Below are 12,654 nucleotides of genomic sequence, written 5' to 3'. Positions count from 1 at the left end.
GTGTCCCTTTGTCATCCCGTGGCTTGACCAGCCTTGTTGCATGGCTTGAAAACCTACTCAATGTCATCCCCGCGGAAGCGGGGATGACATCCTGAACGTTCGTACAACACATGGTCAGGCCACTGAATGACCAAGATACAACAACGCCCTAATTTCCTGAAACAGTATAATATATCCCATTCTCTTTCCTAATAATATCATATCGTCTCTGAGCTACTCCATCGATGAAATGAATATTACCGGATAAACCTATATAAGGTTGTCTACTGTTCATTCTATTTAAAAACCTTTCAGATGCAAATTCATTGCCTATATAGTTTGCAGTCATACATCCTAAATCATAAGAAAGAAGATGCATGAAGCCTATATGGTTAATACCTAAGTCTTTTGCCCTATCCGGAACGTTGCTATTGAGTAAATTTAAAGAGCCGGTAAAGCTAATATCGATATTTTCAGGGTAATCGATATCAATACGATTATCACCGATTAAAATAGCCTTTTTATCTAAATTATATTTACGAATACTATCAGCGAGTAGGTTTAAATTTTTTGGATCGTCTGATAGATAAATAACTGGTTTTGTCGTGTCGCTACGTTCATTTATAATATCGGTATTGTCTGAAATATTTCTTGCGGCTTTTGCTATAGATTCAGGATTATCCTCATAAAATTCAGTGTGTGATAATGATGCATTGTTCTGAATCAATATATTTTGCATTACTTGACTAATAGTTTGCGAATGCTTCCCTTTAGGTAATAATGCCATAAAATCTTTATGGTCGTTACTTGCGTAATAATTAATGATACGTATCAGTTGTTTTAAAGGTGCATGACCGAATACAAATAATTTATCTTCTGCAAGAGCCGGATTATTTGACATAGTTATTATAATAATATCATTTGCCTTTGCTTTTTCAGCTATTAGAGAGGTAAAGTTAGAATATAGAGGACCTAAAATAATCTTAGTTTTACGTGCTACTATTTTATCCATAGCGGCTAAAACGTTTTTTTCGTCTGAACCATCGTAAGAAGTAACATGTATGTAAGATTTGATTCCGTCGTTAAGTCCCATTTTAATTAAATCTTTATATTGTTTCCCGACAATACTATCAGGGCCCTGATTTGGCATTAAAATTGCAATCTCAATTTCTGTTTGTTCTTTTTTAGGAAAACTTATAGGTTCTTCTTTAGGAGTTTGACAGGACGTTAAATATATCAAGCAAAAAAATGATAGAACGATTCGTAGTTTATGTTTTATACTAGCCATAATGTTACTTAAAATTAAAAAACTATGATTAGATATCTTTCCAAACCGGGATTATATATTGTTTCAACACCGATCGGTAATTTTGAAGATATAACGCTTCGTGCTATATCGACTTTAAAAAATTCGGATATTATCTTATGTGAGGATACTAGAATATCACAAAAATTGCTAGCAAAACATGACATTCATACAAAATTACAAATTTATAATGATCATAGTGACAAGAAAGATAGAGAAAATATCATAAGTTTAATAAAATCGGGCAATATAATAAGCTTAATTTCTGATGCAGGGACTCCTTTAATTTCTGATCCCGGCTACAAGTTAGTTAGAGATATATGTAATCTTAATTGTCATATAGACGTAGTACCGGGAGTATCTGCACCGGTTACTGCTCTAACTTTATCGGCTCTTCCTACTGATCGATTTTTATTTCACGGGTTTTTACCTAAAACTATAGAAAGTAAGAAAAAGATTTTTTATGAACTAGTAAATCTTAAGGCTACTTTGATTTTTTTTGAAACGGCTCCTCGTTTGATAAATACTTTATCGGTAGCTAAGGAAATACTAGGAAACCGAGACATATGTGTAGCTCGTGAGTTAACTAAACTGTATCAAGAAATAAAAACAGGGGATATAGATGAAATAATAGAGTTCTATCAAAATAATATTTTAAAAGGTGAGATAGTATTGTTGATTTCAGGAAATATACAGGAACAAAACCAACAAAAAAATTTAGAAAAATTTATAGAACTTTGCTTGAGTAAAAACTTAAGTAGCAAAACTACTACCGAACTTGTTTATGACAAATTCAAAGATGTTTATAGTAAAAAAGAGATATATAGATTGGTGAATAAGCAAAAGATTTAATATAAATTTATAGTAGAATATTTACCTCAGAATATGCAAAAATAGAGAGAAAGTAATATTCAGTAACATAATAATATGTCAAAAGTTAATCCGAGAGTAGATTTAGTGTTTAAAAAAATCTTCGGAGTAGAAGAGCATAAAGATTTATTGATATCGCTTATTAATTCGATAAGTAAGTGAGAAAGATCAGATTGTAGAAGTAACATTACTTAATCCGTATAATCCAAAGAATTTTAAAGCCGATACACTATCTATACTTGATATAAAAGCCAAAAAGTGAGAGCAGTAAAAGGTATAATATCGAAATCCAAGTAACCGATGCAACGGATTACGATAACAGAGCTTTGTATTACTGGGCAAAAATGTATACGGAGCAACTGAAATAGGGATCAGATTATGCGGCATTAAATAAAATAATAGGGATACACATACTTAACTTTACCAGTATTACAGATACAGATGAATATTAAGTCTTTTCAGTTAAAGGAAATAAAAAGTGATTTAGTATATTTTAAAGATATAGAGTTACATACGATAGAGCTTAATAAATTTGCTAAGAATTCTAAGGAGGAGTTATCTGACGTCGTCAAGAAAGTTAAAAATGCTTTAGTATATGGCTAGCATTTTTAACACGTAATGATTTATTAAATAAAGATAATTTACCGAAAGAATTGGATAATGATGTATTAAAAAAAGCATTAACCGTGCTTGATTGAGGTAATATGCAGAAAGAGAGGAATATGAAAATCGTTTAGAGTGGCTTAGAATTGAAACTAGTGCTTTTAAAAAGGTGAAAGAGGAAGGGAGAGCTGAAGGCGAAGCTAGAAGAAATATTGAAATAGCAAAAGAAATGCTAATTGATAAAGAGCCTCTAGAAACAATACTTGCAAAAGAAGAAATAGCAAAGCTAAAAGCAGAAATTGATAAGGCGGAAAAATAAAAAGTCGTCTGCGATATATACTCCGAGTAAATGAAGAATCGGCAGACGACTCATTATAAAAAACAGTATATTTAGTTAGCTGAGCTGTGAGGACAGCCGCAACCTTTTTGAGGCTTATTGCTTGCTGCTGAATCTTTAAGTTTTTTACCGGCTGCCTGCATATCTTGACCTGCACTTTGCATTGTATTACAAGCACTTGTTAAGAAAGCTACAGCTACTAATATAGCAGTTATAAGTGCTGAACGCATAAATTTTACCTTTATCAAATTGAGCTTAGATATTATGAAGTAAGCCAAAAATTGTCAACTTGCAAATATATTAAAATTTAAAGTATTTGTACACATCACTTAGCCGTATCTTTATAATCACATAAGATATTTTGTTGACAAAATATTAATTTCTTTAAGAATTAATCTTTAAAAGATTTATAAAATGAAAGAAATCAATGATCAATCGAAAGAAGCACTATCTTCTATGAAAGACGGTGTCTTAAATTGTACAAATTTAGAGGGAATAAGCTTACAAGAGATTTTTAATTTTCTTCAAAATCCTTATATAGTCAAGGATAAAATGATATATCAACTTATGAAAATTGGAAAGAAGTAAATGATTTTATTTTGCACTTAAATGATAATTCATCTTTTAAGCCCCAAACTATAGCAATTTATACCTTCTATAGATATATGGAAGATATTTTTAATTTAAGATTAAAAACAGGCATAAATATTACTAATCATACTGAATGTTAATATGACAGATCGCAGAAAAGAGGCTTTATTAAAAAAATTCTTAGAGCGATTTAAAAAATAATTTTACTAAAGATGAAGAACAGTTCAGTCAATTTATAAAAGCTGCATGTAAAGAAGCTAAAACCCCAGATGGAATCAAAATGCAGTATGGGTGAGCTTTACGGCTTGGTTCTAAGTATAATTTCAGTAAAATAGATAAATAATATTCTGATTTACAGGGTATTTTTAAAAAGTTACAAGAGGCACAAATACAAAAAGTAAATTCAGAAATTCATCATTATAAACAGGAAGATGATTTACATTTTTATATGGTAAAAGTCAACGGAGCGAATATGTCTGTTTGGCAAGATTTTTTGGGTAAGCAGAGTAGCTTTCAAAGTGCTTATCAAGGCAATAGATCTGGTGATAAAAAATTTTGATAAGGGGAAGTATGCCTTTTCCGCTAGCTTAGATTATCATGATCAAGGCTTAGCCGATGTGTAGAGCCTTTGTTTCCAATAAAATATGACACAAAGGTGACTCGCGTGATACTTCATCTATAGAGATGTTTATAACCATGCTGACTTCTCAAAATGCAAGCTTTATCTCGCATTCTGGTATAGCAAGACTTCCAATATATCAAGCAAAACCTTTTATTATAAAACATAAAAATCTTGCAGTTAAACTTCATAGTTTTATTGCCGCCTGTGCCAAAGTATTTATTCTAATAAAAAAGAATATATGATTACTGTACCGGTAAAGGAAATGACACAAATAATTCTTAAAGAATATGAGAAAAAAGGAGTTTTAGATAAAAAATATATAGGACATCAGCACGAAAATTTAGATAATAAACAAAACCCTATAAAACTTATTGAGGATAATGACAAAACTTTATTTAGTCTTTATGATAAAAACGGTAATATATTACATGAATTAACTAGTGCACAAATGGAAGGAGAATTCGCTTGGTTTTGCAAACATCCGTATCTATTCAGGGAGTAAGGTAAAAGGTGCACCATTCGTTACTTGTCATTTAGAAACATTAGCAACGTTTGATCTTAAACCTAATTCTATAGAACATGAATATTATTCAGAAATAATTGGTAATTTATAAGATTTACTATAACTCTTATTTAAGGTGAAAATAATAATTGCAATACTCTTTAATAGGGCAGATGTCGCAATCGGGTTTTCTAGCTTTGCATATATATCTGCCGTGCAGAATTAGCCAGTGATGGGCATGTGTTAGCCATTTTTTATCGATAATCTGCAGTAGCTCTTTTTCTACTATTTCAGGAGTACCGCCTTTAGCAAGCCTGATCCTTTTGGCTACTCTAAAGACATGCGTATCAACTGCCATTGTAGGCATGCCGAATAAGCAATTTAGCACAACATTAGCAGTTTTTCTGCCAACGCCCGGTAGTTTAATTAATTCCTTAAAATCATTCGGTACTGAAGCTTGATAATTGCTGATCAATATTTTACATAATGCAATAATATTTTTTGCTTTGCTGTTAAATAGTCCGATAGATTTTATATATTTTTTAAGTCCTTCTTCGCCGAGTTCTAAAATTTTTTCTGGTGTATCATAAGTTTCAAATAAAGATTTAGTTGCTAAATTTACTGATATATCGGTGGCTTGAGCAGATAATATTACTGCTACTAATAAGGTAAAATCATTCTTATATATTAATTCGGTTTTCGGATTTGGATTATTCTGGCTAAAAATCTCAAAAATTTTATTAACTATTTGTGCTTGCATATATTGCTATAGAAAGTGTATTTTAGAAGATAAATTATTGAGTCTTAAAATGCTAGAAAATAAAAATTTTAAATTTATAGAAAATGAAATAAAAAATAATAAAGTAGTATTGTTCATGAAAGGTACTAAAGAGTCGCCTGCATGCGGATTTTCAGGAATCGTAGTAGCTATTTTGAATAAATTAGGTGTAGAATTTTGTGATATTAATGTACTTTTTGATGCTGAATTACGTGAAGATTTAAAAAAATTTAGTGACTGGCCGACATTCCCACAATTATACATTAACGGAGAATTAGTTGGTGGATGTGATATTGTTAGAGAGTTATATCAAAGTGGAGAACTTGAGAAGATGTTGAAAGCGTATACTCGGTGAATTTCAAAAATTGGCGTAGTCGTCTAGCAAGTTCTGCGGTGCTCACGTATTCAGTATACGCTCCGCTCCTTGCCTTGCAGACTCCTCGCTCTTTTTGAAATTGACCTTCGTATACTACTACTCAACCTTAATATTTTAAGTACATAAACATATAAACACATGAGCAAATATTTAGAATACCCCGAAGTAGAAAGTAAAGAGCAGCCGCCGAAGAAGCTAGTAGTATTACTGCACGGTGTCGGCTCAGACGGACATGATTTAATAGGACTTGTGCCTTATATCAAAAATTATTTACCCCATTGTTATTTTATTTCCCCGCATGGTATCGAGGCTTATGATATGATGCCTTATGGTAGACAATGGTTTAGTTTGCAAGACCGCAGCCCGCATATTATGGCAAAGCTAATTGCAAATAATATTTCTAAGGTTGAAGATATAATAAAGCAAAAGCAGGACGAATTAAATCTAACCAACAAAGATACTATCATTATTGGCTTTTCTCAAGGTACGATGATAGGGTTATATTTAACACTAGTTCAAAAAGAGCCGTTTTTCTGTACTATAGGTTTTTCGGGTGCATTAATTCCACCTATGGAAGTTAATAATAAGTTTACTCCTATATGCTTGATTCATGGGGAATTAGATGAGGTGGTCGGTGTTAGCGAGATGTATAATGCTTCAAACTATTTATCTAAGCTGCATATAGAGCATAGCGGACATAAATTAACGTCTCTTGCTCATTCAATAGATGGACGGGGGCTTGAGATTGCAATTAATTTTATAAATAACTGTCATTGCGAGCAGCCGTAGGCTGCGTGGCAATCTCAGGATTTTGGTACGAGATTGCTTCGTCAAAATTTTCAATTTTGCCTCGCAATGACTATTAGATATCCACACAACAAAACCAAAAAAATATGAGGATGAATGAATATTTTTAATAATAATTTACACGAAACGGATAACGAGATTAATGAAATAATAAAGCATGAAAAGCTACGTCAAAGTAGCGTAATCGAACTTATTGCATCAGAAAATTTCGTAAGTTCTGCTGTGCTTGAAGCTCAAGGGTCGCTTCTGACTAACAAATATGCTGAAGGATACCCAAGTAAGCGATTCTATAACGGTTGCGAGGAAATAGATAAAGCTGAAAATTTAGCTATAGAACGAGTAAAAAAACTCTTTAACTGCAAATATGCAAATGTCCAACCTCATTCAGGATCACAAGCAAATCAGGCTGTATATCTTGCTTTATTACAGCCGGGTGATACGGTGCTTGGTATGTCCTTAGATAGCGGCGGGCATCTAACGCACGGTGCAGCTCCTAATATGTCCGGTAAATGGTTTAACGTCGTTTCTTATAGCGTAAATAAAGAGACTTATTTAATCGATTATGATGAGATTGAACGCTTAGCGGATTTGCATAAACCAAAATTACTTATAGCCGGTTTTTCTGCTTATCCTCGTAATATTGATTTTGCAAAATTTAGAGAAATCGTGGATAAAGTAGGAGCTTACTTTATGGCAGATATTGCTCATATTGCAGGACTTGTTGCCACAGGTGAGCATCAAAGCCCTATTCCTTACGCTCACGTTGTTACCTCTACTACTCATAAAACACTTAGAGGGCCAAGAGGTGGTTTAATTTTATCTAACGATGAAGAGATAGGTCAAAAAATAAATTCTGCATTATTTCCAGGACTACAAGGTGGTCCGTTAATGCATATAATCGCCGCAAAAGCCGTAGCTTTTTTAGAAAATTTGCAGCCTGAATATAAAAGTTATATTCAGCAGGTAATAAGTAACGCTAAAGCTTTAGCAAGTAGCTTGCAAGAAAGAGAATATGATATATTAACAGGTGGTACCGATAATCATATTGTTTTAGTGGATTTGCGTAAAGACGGAATCACGGGTAAGCGTGCTGCAAATTCTTTGGATAGAGCAGGGATTACGTGTAATAAGAATGCTATCCCGTTTGATGACACTTCGCCTTTTATCACTTCAGGTATTCGCCTTGGTACTCCCGCATGTACTACTAGAGGCTTTAAAGAAAAGGATTTTGTATTAGTCGGTCATATGGTAGCAGATATTTTAGACGGCTTAAAAAATAATGAAGATAATAGCGATCTTGAGCAGAAAGTATTAAATGAAGTGACAAAATTAATTGAATTATTTCCGTTTTATGGCTAATTTAAATAAACGACCTGATTGGATAAAAGTAAAAGCTCCTAATTCTACAGAGTACTATAATACAAAAGATTTAATAAAGAATCTGAGATTAAATACTGTGTGCGAGGAAGCTGCTTGTCCTAATATTGGTGAGTGCTGGTCAAAAAAACATACAACTGTGATGATTTTAGGTTCAGTTTGTACTAGAGCCTGTAGGTTTTGTAACGTTAAAACGGGTAGACCGGATTTACTTGATCCGCATGAACCGCGAAGGTTAGCGGAGGCGGTACAAAAGCTAAATCTTAAGCATGTAGTAATTACTTCCGTCGATCGTGATGATCTTGAGGATGGCGGAGCTTCACATTTTGCGGAGTGTATTAGCGAAATCCGAAAATCATCGCCAAATACTACTATTGAGATTCTAACACCCGATTTTTTAAGAAAAGAAGGAGCAGCTGAAATAATAGCAAATGCAAAACCTGACGTTTTTAATCATAATGTCGAAACAGTACCGTCTTTATACAAAACGATTAGACCGGGGGCTAGATATTATAATTCTTTAAGCTTACTTCATAATATCAAAAAATTATCTCCTGAAATTTTTACAAAATCCGGTATGATGGTAGGACTTGGGGAAGAAATAAATGAAGTAGTACAGGTTATAGATGATTTAAGAGAAGCAAAGGTTGATTTTCTAACTATCGGGCAGTATCTGCAGCCTACCAAAAATCATGCTGAGGTCACAAAATATGTTACGCCGGAAGAGTTTAAATATCTAGAGCGAGTAGCAAAAACAAAAGGATTCTTGATGGTTTCGGCAAGCCCACTAACTCGTTCTTCATACCATGCCGATGAGGATTTTCAAAAATTAAAAGAGAATTACCAACAAAAACTGGTGTCTTAAAATATCATGCTTATTGCCTGTGTGGTCAGTTTTCATAGCTATTATCTTGGTTTACTAAAGTAAATAATCCTCATGTTGATTAATTTATATATGATATCATACGTGTCACGTGTATACAAGCATTTTATGCAGAAGAAATCCATTACTATAGATGAAGCGGTTTATTATAGGCTTTATTCTTGTAATAGGTGAACGTAAAATTAGCAAATTTATTGAGCAATTAAAACCTTATGTAATTAATGAGGAGCTTGGAGTCGCTTACAAAGCCAGGGCTCAAGATACAAAAGCTGAGGAGCAGGCCAATGAGTGGGTAGTTAATAGGACACAATTTTTATGACAAGAGGTGAGGTATGGTGGGCGACTTTAATCCTGTGTTAGGTGGGGAAGTCGCTAAGGTAAGACCGGCAATAATTACTCAAATGCTTCATTAAATCGTGTGCAGGTAATACCTTTACTAGTAACATCGATAAATGCTATTCCTTGTGAAGCACACGTAATGATAGGTAGCAAAAAAGGTAAAGTCATAACTGATCAAATAATGACAGTAAGCAAATTAAGATTAAAATCTAAAATTAACGTTATCTCTAATGAAGATATACAGTTTTTAAAATATGCTCTTAAGTTGCAGCTAAGTCTATAACGGCTATTCATTCAATATTTGGTACAATGATAAACGTAGAAATTGTAAGAAACTACAACAAATGGCGTGAGCATAAGCAGATAAATAAGAGTTTAATCAAAAAAATAACTCAAAATATTTTATTGCGGTTTGATAATTTTAGTAAAATAAAACAATTTGAATTATCAATTTTACTAACAAATGCTGCAGAAATATTGACCTTAAACAAACAATTTCGTAATATAGAAAAAGCTACTAACGTTCTTTCTTTTCCAAGCAATGAATTAAATTGGCAGGATTTATATTCTAAACTTGAATTTTTAGGTGACTCTGATTATATGCATTTAGGTGATATAGCATTTTGTTATGAGGTAATATATAATGAATCGTGCGAGCAGCAAAAAACTTTTGAGAATCATTTTATTCATCTTTTAATACATAGTATTTTACACTTAATGGGGTTTGATCATCAAAATGACACAGAAGCAAATATTATGGAAAATCTAGAAATTGAAATATTATCATATTTCGGTATTTTCTCCCCTTATTAACTAAATAAAAAAATTTATGTTAAAATCTTCAAAAAAAGAAGATTCTAGTAAAAAAAATCAAAATAATAAGTTAATTTTTACTGTACGAAAATTATTCTCTCCGATAAAAAATTTTTTTAGAAAAACAAAAACGCCCGATAATTTTTTTGGTGTCATAAAACGCCTTAAAATTAATAGCCAAAAAATGACTTTAGACGAACGTAATATTTTAGCTAATTTATTGGAGCTAGAAGATAAAACTATTGAAGATATAATGGTACCACGTCCCGATATTGCGGCAATAAAATTAACTACGAATCTAGAAGAATTAAGTGAGTCTATTAAGTTAGAAGTCCCACATACACGAACTCTTATATATGACGGTACTTTGGATAATGTAGTAGGGTTCATTCATATCAAGGATTTATTTAAAGCATTGGCTACAAAGCAAAACGGTCATTTAAAAAAGCTTATACGTAAGCATATAATTGCAGCTCCTTCTATGAAATTATTAGATTTGTTAGCAAAAATGCGTCGTGAGAGAACACATATTGCAATAGTTGTTGATGAGTATGGCGGTACTGACGGTTTAGTTACTATTGAAGATCTTATAGAAGAAATAGTAGGACGAATAGATGATGAGCATGATGAGCAATTAGATAGCGATAATTTCAAGGTTATTAATAACTCAACAATTATTTCAAATGCACGTGTTGAAGTAGAAGTGCTTGAAGAAATAACAGGAGAAAAGCTACAAAATGATGATGACGAGTTTGATACGATAGGTGGATTAGTATTGACTAGAGTCAGTAGTGTTCCGGCTATCGGTACTAGAATAGATATTTCAGAAAATATTGAAATTGAAGTTACGGACGCAACTCCTCGTTCTTTAAAACAAGTCAAAATTAGACTAAAAAACGGTTTGAATGGTAAATGAATACAAATTTAGAGTCGGTGTGTCCTCTCAATTCGTTAAAAATATTTTATTATTATATTTCAGCTTGTGCTTCATTTCCTATCAATTCCATCGGACTTCCTTGCGAAGTTGCTTCTGTATAATGCTCATATGCTAGAATTGCTCCCATTGTTGTTACTACATCGGCACCACATTTGAGAATAAAAGCCGGAGATTTAAGTAAATCACCTGCTATCACATAAATTCCAACAGCACATGCTCCTACTACTGCAAGCTTACCATATCAAGGGGTTGCATCACTTCTAAATGACTTGACTATTTTGTTAAAAAATCAACCTAATTAGTTAATATTAAATTTTAGTTATGCGATATATAACTAAACATTAACTAATTGTCAATGATAATTACCATGAAACATGGACAATATAATTTTATGACATTATTTTCATTTGACTTAGCAGAGAAATTTGAGTTAAATATCGAAGCTCTATACATAAAAAATTATTATTATGAATGAATTACATATTAAACTACAAAATTACAGTAGTACATATCCTGAAGAAATGGTTACAAAAACAAAAATGCTTGAATTTTTAAATGAATATGAAAACCCTTTTAGCTGAGATTTACAAATAGGACATTTCACTGCTTCGGCTTTTTTACTTAATAATGATAAAACTAAATTTTTATTGATGCACCATAAAAAGCTTGATAAGTGGCTTCAACCAGGCGGTCATTGTGATGGAGATAGTAATATATTAAATGTAGCGGTTAAAGAAGCTATAGAAGAATCCGGAATTAATGAAATCAAAACGATAAATAAGGAGATTTTTGATATAGACACCCATTATATTCCGCCAACTCATAAGGAGCCTGCTCATTATCACTATGATGTACGATTTTTACTAAAAACAGTAAATAATGATAATTTTATAAAAAATAACGAATCGAATGAACTTAAATGGTTTAACTTTTCTGATTATTCGAAATTAGATATTGAGCTAGAACGTTCCGTTACTAGAATGATAGAAAAGTTTATGACAATTAACCATCCTGCTTGTTAAATATAAATTATTGCCCTATAATAGCGTTTTTTAAATAAAATGTAAATCAAATGCCATCATCTAGAATTGTTTCATTCCGTAGTAAGAACAAGGAAGATAACACTCCAAAAAACCTAGAAATTACGCATCCAGATTCAATTAATGAGAACAGACATACGAACTCTCTAGTAGGCGAAGTTGTTACTATTAAACTTAAGGATCAGCCTCAGCCTCATAATTTTATAAAGAGTGAAAAAGTTACCCTAACTTCATTTAAACCGCCTTCTTCTCAAAGTAAAGACGAATTTGATCCTATCTTAAAAGATGGAGATTTTTCTTAGATAATATAGAGACTAAAGTTTTAGGAGAGATTGATTCATAGTAACATCGATAGTTTTATGCTGTAAGGTTCCTAGCTAAAAAGGGTATGGCCCGTGTGGATCAAAAAACGCGTTCAGTGTCATACCGTGGCTTGACCACGGTATCTTGGTCACAGGCTGTATCCTTAGATCCCGTGATTAAGTTGCGGGATG

Annotated in this window: 22 protein-coding genes and 1 pseudogene; 19 read left to right on the top strand and 4 right to left on the bottom strand. The window is 32.4% G+C overall.

Translation table 11 applies throughout. The features are described 5' to 3' along the window. Positions 1-148: 148 nt before the first annotated feature. Positions 149-1,267, bottom strand: coding sequence for a penicillin-binding protein activator (locus ACPKKV_RS00215; protein ID WP_392505596.1), 1,119 nt, complete (start codon positions 1,265-1,267; stop codon positions 149-151). Positions 1,268-1,291: 24 nt separating this feature from the next. Here ACPKKV_RS00215 and rsmI point away from each other — a divergent pair, with 24 nt between their 5' ends. The 5 genes from rsmI (at position 1,292) to ACPKKV_RS00190 (ending at position 3,077) form a co-directional block, all read left to right on the top strand. Then, positions 1,292-2,137, top strand: a complete 846-nt coding sequence (gene rsmI, locus ACPKKV_RS00210; protein WP_392505594.1) for a 16S rRNA (cytidine(1402)-2'-O)-methyltransferase — start codon at positions 1,292-1,294, stop codon at positions 2,135-2,137. Positions 2,138-2,212: 75 nt separating this feature from the next. Next, entirely contained in the window at positions 2,213-2,317 is a 105-nt protein-coding gene (locus ACPKKV_RS00205; RefSeq protein ID WP_392505593.1) for a PD-(D/E)XK nuclease family transposase, read from the top strand. Positions 2,318-2,436: 119 nt separating this feature from the next. Then, a complete protein-coding gene (locus tag ACPKKV_RS00200; RefSeq protein ID WP_392506891.1) occupies positions 2,437-2,523 on the top strand; it encodes a PD-(D/E)XK nuclease family transposase in 87 nt (28 codons plus the stop codon). A gap of 73 nt (positions 2,524-2,596) precedes the next feature. Next, positions 2,597-2,758 carry a hypothetical protein gene (locus ACPKKV_RS00195; RefSeq protein WP_392505591.1) on the top strand — a complete coding sequence of 54 codons (162 nt, stop codon included), beginning with the start codon at positions 2,597-2,599 and terminating at the stop codon, positions 2,756-2,758. Between the two features lie 169 nt (positions 2,759-2,927). Continuing rightward, positions 2,928-3,077, top strand: coding sequence for a hypothetical protein (locus ACPKKV_RS00190; protein WP_392505590.1), 150 nt, complete (start codon positions 2,928-2,930; stop codon positions 3,075-3,077). Between the two features lie 71 nt (positions 3,078-3,148). On the opposite strand, the gene ACPKKV_RS00185 is transcribed toward ACPKKV_RS00190, so the two are convergent. After that, the gene (locus tag ACPKKV_RS00185) at positions 3,149-3,325 is read right to left on the bottom strand and encodes an entericidin (protein WP_392505589.1); all 177 of its coding nucleotides are present in this window, start codon (positions 3,323-3,325) and stop codon (positions 3,149-3,151) included. Between the two features lie 184 nt (positions 3,326-3,509). Between ACPKKV_RS00185 and ACPKKV_RS00180 the strand changes: the two genes are divergently transcribed. From ACPKKV_RS00180 to ACPKKV_RS00170, 3 genes are all read left to right on the top strand, one after another. After that, positions 3,510-3,683, top strand: a complete 174-nt coding sequence (locus tag ACPKKV_RS00180) for a hypothetical protein (RefSeq protein ID WP_392505588.1) — start codon at positions 3,510-3,512, stop codon at positions 3,681-3,683. 699 nt (positions 3,684-4,382) lie between these two features. Next, positions 4,383-4,550, top strand: coding sequence for a hypothetical protein (locus tag ACPKKV_RS00175; protein ID WP_424492219.1), 168 nt, complete (start codon positions 4,383-4,385; stop codon positions 4,548-4,550). A 20-nt stretch (positions 4,551-4,570) separates the two neighbouring features. Continuing rightward, a complete protein-coding gene (locus ACPKKV_RS00170) occupies positions 4,571-4,810 on the top strand; it encodes a hypothetical protein (RefSeq protein ID WP_392506950.1) in 240 nt (79 codons plus the stop codon). Positions 4,811-4,937: 127 nt separating this feature from the next. On the opposite strand, the gene nth is transcribed toward ACPKKV_RS00170, so the two are convergent. Then, positions 4,938-5,570, bottom strand: a complete 633-nt coding sequence (gene nth, locus ACPKKV_RS00165) for an endonuclease III (RefSeq protein WP_392505584.1) — start codon at positions 5,568-5,570, stop codon at positions 4,938-4,940. Between the two features lie 49 nt (positions 5,571-5,619). Between nth and grxD the strand changes: the two genes are divergently transcribed. From grxD to tlyC, 8 genes and pseudogenes are all read left to right on the top strand, one after another. Beyond that, positions 5,620-5,943 (top strand): Grx4 family monothiol glutaredoxin, encoded by a 324-nt coding sequence (grxD, locus tag ACPKKV_RS00160; protein WP_392505582.1) that lies wholly within the window; start codon positions 5,620-5,622, stop codon positions 5,941-5,943. Positions 5,944-6,102: 159 nt separating this feature from the next. After that, positions 6,103-6,753, top strand: a complete 651-nt coding sequence (locus tag ACPKKV_RS00155) for an alpha/beta hydrolase family protein (RefSeq protein WP_392505581.1) — start codon at positions 6,103-6,105, stop codon at positions 6,751-6,753. Positions 6,754-6,867: 114 nt separating this feature from the next. Then, on the top strand, positions 6,868-8,130 hold the full coding sequence (gene glyA, locus ACPKKV_RS00150; RefSeq protein WP_392505579.1) for a serine hydroxymethyltransferase: 1,263 nt from the start codon (positions 6,868-6,870) through the stop codon (positions 8,128-8,130). After that, a complete protein-coding gene (lipA, locus tag ACPKKV_RS00145) occupies positions 8,123-9,013 on the top strand; it encodes a lipoyl synthase (protein ID WP_392505577.1) in 891 nt (296 codons plus the stop codon). The genes glyA and lipA overlap by 8 nt, the downstream gene beginning before the upstream one ends. Positions 9,014-9,139: 126 nt before the next feature. Next, positions 9,140-9,350, top strand: a pseudogene (locus tag ACPKKV_RS00140) (hypothetical protein). A gap of 99 nt (positions 9,351-9,449) precedes the next feature. Continuing rightward, positions 9,450-9,653, top strand: a complete 204-nt coding sequence (locus tag ACPKKV_RS00135) for a type II toxin-antitoxin system PemK/MazF family toxin (protein WP_392505575.1) — start codon at positions 9,450-9,452, stop codon at positions 9,651-9,653. Positions 9,654-9,679: 26 nt separating this feature from the next. Next, a complete protein-coding gene (gene ybeY / locus ACPKKV_RS00130) occupies positions 9,680-10,183 on the top strand; it encodes an rRNA maturation RNase YbeY (RefSeq protein WP_392505573.1) in 504 nt (167 codons plus the stop codon). A 16-nt stretch (positions 10,184-10,199) separates the two neighbouring features. Further along, positions 10,200-11,099 (top strand): hemolysin C, encoded by a 900-nt coding sequence (gene tlyC, locus ACPKKV_RS00125; RefSeq protein WP_392505571.1) that lies wholly within the window; start codon positions 10,200-10,202, stop codon positions 11,097-11,099. Positions 11,100-11,151: 52 nt separating this feature from the next. Here tlyC and ACPKKV_RS00120 read toward each other — a convergent pair whose 3' ends face one another. Further along, complete coding sequence (locus ACPKKV_RS00120) at positions 11,152-11,316, bottom strand: hypothetical protein (protein ID WP_392505570.1); 165 nt, start codon at positions 11,314-11,316, stop codon at positions 11,152-11,154. A gap of 271 nt (positions 11,317-11,587) precedes the next feature. On the opposite strand from ACPKKV_RS00120, the gene ACPKKV_RS00115 reads away from it, so the two are divergent. From ACPKKV_RS00115 to ACPKKV_RS00105, 3 genes are read left to right on the top strand one after another with little or no spacing between them, the layout of a single operon-like run. Continuing rightward, positions 11,588-11,701, top strand: a complete 114-nt coding sequence (locus ACPKKV_RS00115; protein WP_392505568.1) for a nucleoside triphosphate hydrolase — start codon at positions 11,588-11,590, stop codon at positions 11,699-11,701. 9 nt (positions 11,702-11,710) lie between these two features. Then, a complete protein-coding gene (locus ACPKKV_RS00110) occupies positions 11,711-12,142 on the top strand; it encodes an NUDIX hydrolase (RefSeq protein WP_392506890.1) in 432 nt (143 codons plus the stop codon). A 50-nt stretch (positions 12,143-12,192) separates the two neighbouring features. Next, positions 12,193-12,462, top strand: coding sequence for a hypothetical protein (locus ACPKKV_RS00105; protein ID WP_392505567.1), 270 nt, complete (start codon positions 12,193-12,195; stop codon positions 12,460-12,462). Positions 12,463-12,654: the final 192 nt, after the last annotated feature.

The organism is Rickettsia finnyi, from assembly GCF_049668125.1.
In the GTDB taxonomy this organism is placed as follows: domain Bacteria; phylum Pseudomonadota; class Alphaproteobacteria; order Rickettsiales; family Rickettsiaceae; genus Rickettsia; species Rickettsia kotlanii.
The sequence above is the reverse complement of the archived record's forward strand: the minus strand, read 5'-3'. Positions and strand labels throughout refer to the sequence as shown.

Coding starts and splice junctions, on each gene's coding strand:
- ACPKKV_RS00215 (WP_392505596.1), bottom strand. CDS start 1,267: ATGGCTAGTATAAAACATAAACTACGAATCGTTCTATCATTTTTTTGC.
- rsmI (WP_392505594.1), top strand. CDS start 1,292: ATGATTAGATATCTTTCCAAACCGGGATTATATATTGTTTCAACACCG.
- ACPKKV_RS00205 (WP_392505593.1), top strand. CDS start 2,213: ATGTCAAAAGTTAATCCGAGAGTAGATTTAGTGTTTAAAAAAATCTTC.
- ACPKKV_RS00195 (WP_392505591.1), top strand. CDS start 2,597: ATGAATATTAAGTCTTTTCAGTTAAAGGAAATAAAAAGTGATTTAGTA.
- ACPKKV_RS00185 (WP_392505589.1), bottom strand. CDS start 3,325: ATGCGTTCAGCACTTATAACTGCTATATTAGTAGCTGTAGCTTTCTTA.
- ACPKKV_RS00180 (WP_392505588.1), top strand. CDS start 3,510: ATGAAAGAAATCAATGATCAATCGAAAGAAGCACTATCTTCTATGAAA.
- ACPKKV_RS00175 (WP_424492219.1), top strand. CDS start 4,383: ATGCTGACTTCTCAAAATGCAAGCTTTATCTCGCATTCTGGTATAGCA.
- ACPKKV_RS00170 (WP_392506950.1), top strand. CDS start 4,571: ATGACACAAATAATTCTTAAAGAATATGAGAAAAAAGGAGTTTTAGAT.
- nth (WP_392505584.1), bottom strand. CDS start 5,570: ATGCAAGCACAAATAGTTAATAAAATTTTTGAGATTTTTAGCCAGAAT.
- grxD (WP_392505582.1), top strand. CDS start 5,620: ATGCTAGAAAATAAAAATTTTAAATTTATAGAAAATGAAATAAAAAAT.
- ACPKKV_RS00155 (WP_392505581.1), top strand. CDS start 6,103: ATGAGCAAATATTTAGAATACCCCGAAGTAGAAAGTAAAGAGCAGCCG.
- glyA (WP_392505579.1), top strand. CDS start 6,868: ATGAATATTTTTAATAATAATTTACACGAAACGGATAACGAGATTAAT.
- lipA (WP_392505577.1), top strand. CDS start 8,123: ATGGCTAATTTAAATAAACGACCTGATTGGATAAAAGTAAAAGCTCCT.
- ybeY (WP_392505573.1), top strand. CDS start 9,680: ATGATAAACGTAGAAATTGTAAGAAACTACAACAAATGGCGTGAGCAT.
- tlyC (WP_392505571.1), top strand. CDS start 10,200: ATGTTAAAATCTTCAAAAAAAGAAGATTCTAGTAAAAAAAATCAAAAT.
- ACPKKV_RS00115 (WP_392505568.1), top strand. CDS start 11,588: ATGAATGAATTACATATTAAACTACAAAATTACAGTAGTACATATCCT.
- ACPKKV_RS00105 (WP_392505567.1), top strand. CDS start 12,193: ATGCCATCATCTAGAATTGTTTCATTCCGTAGTAAGAACAAGGAAGAT.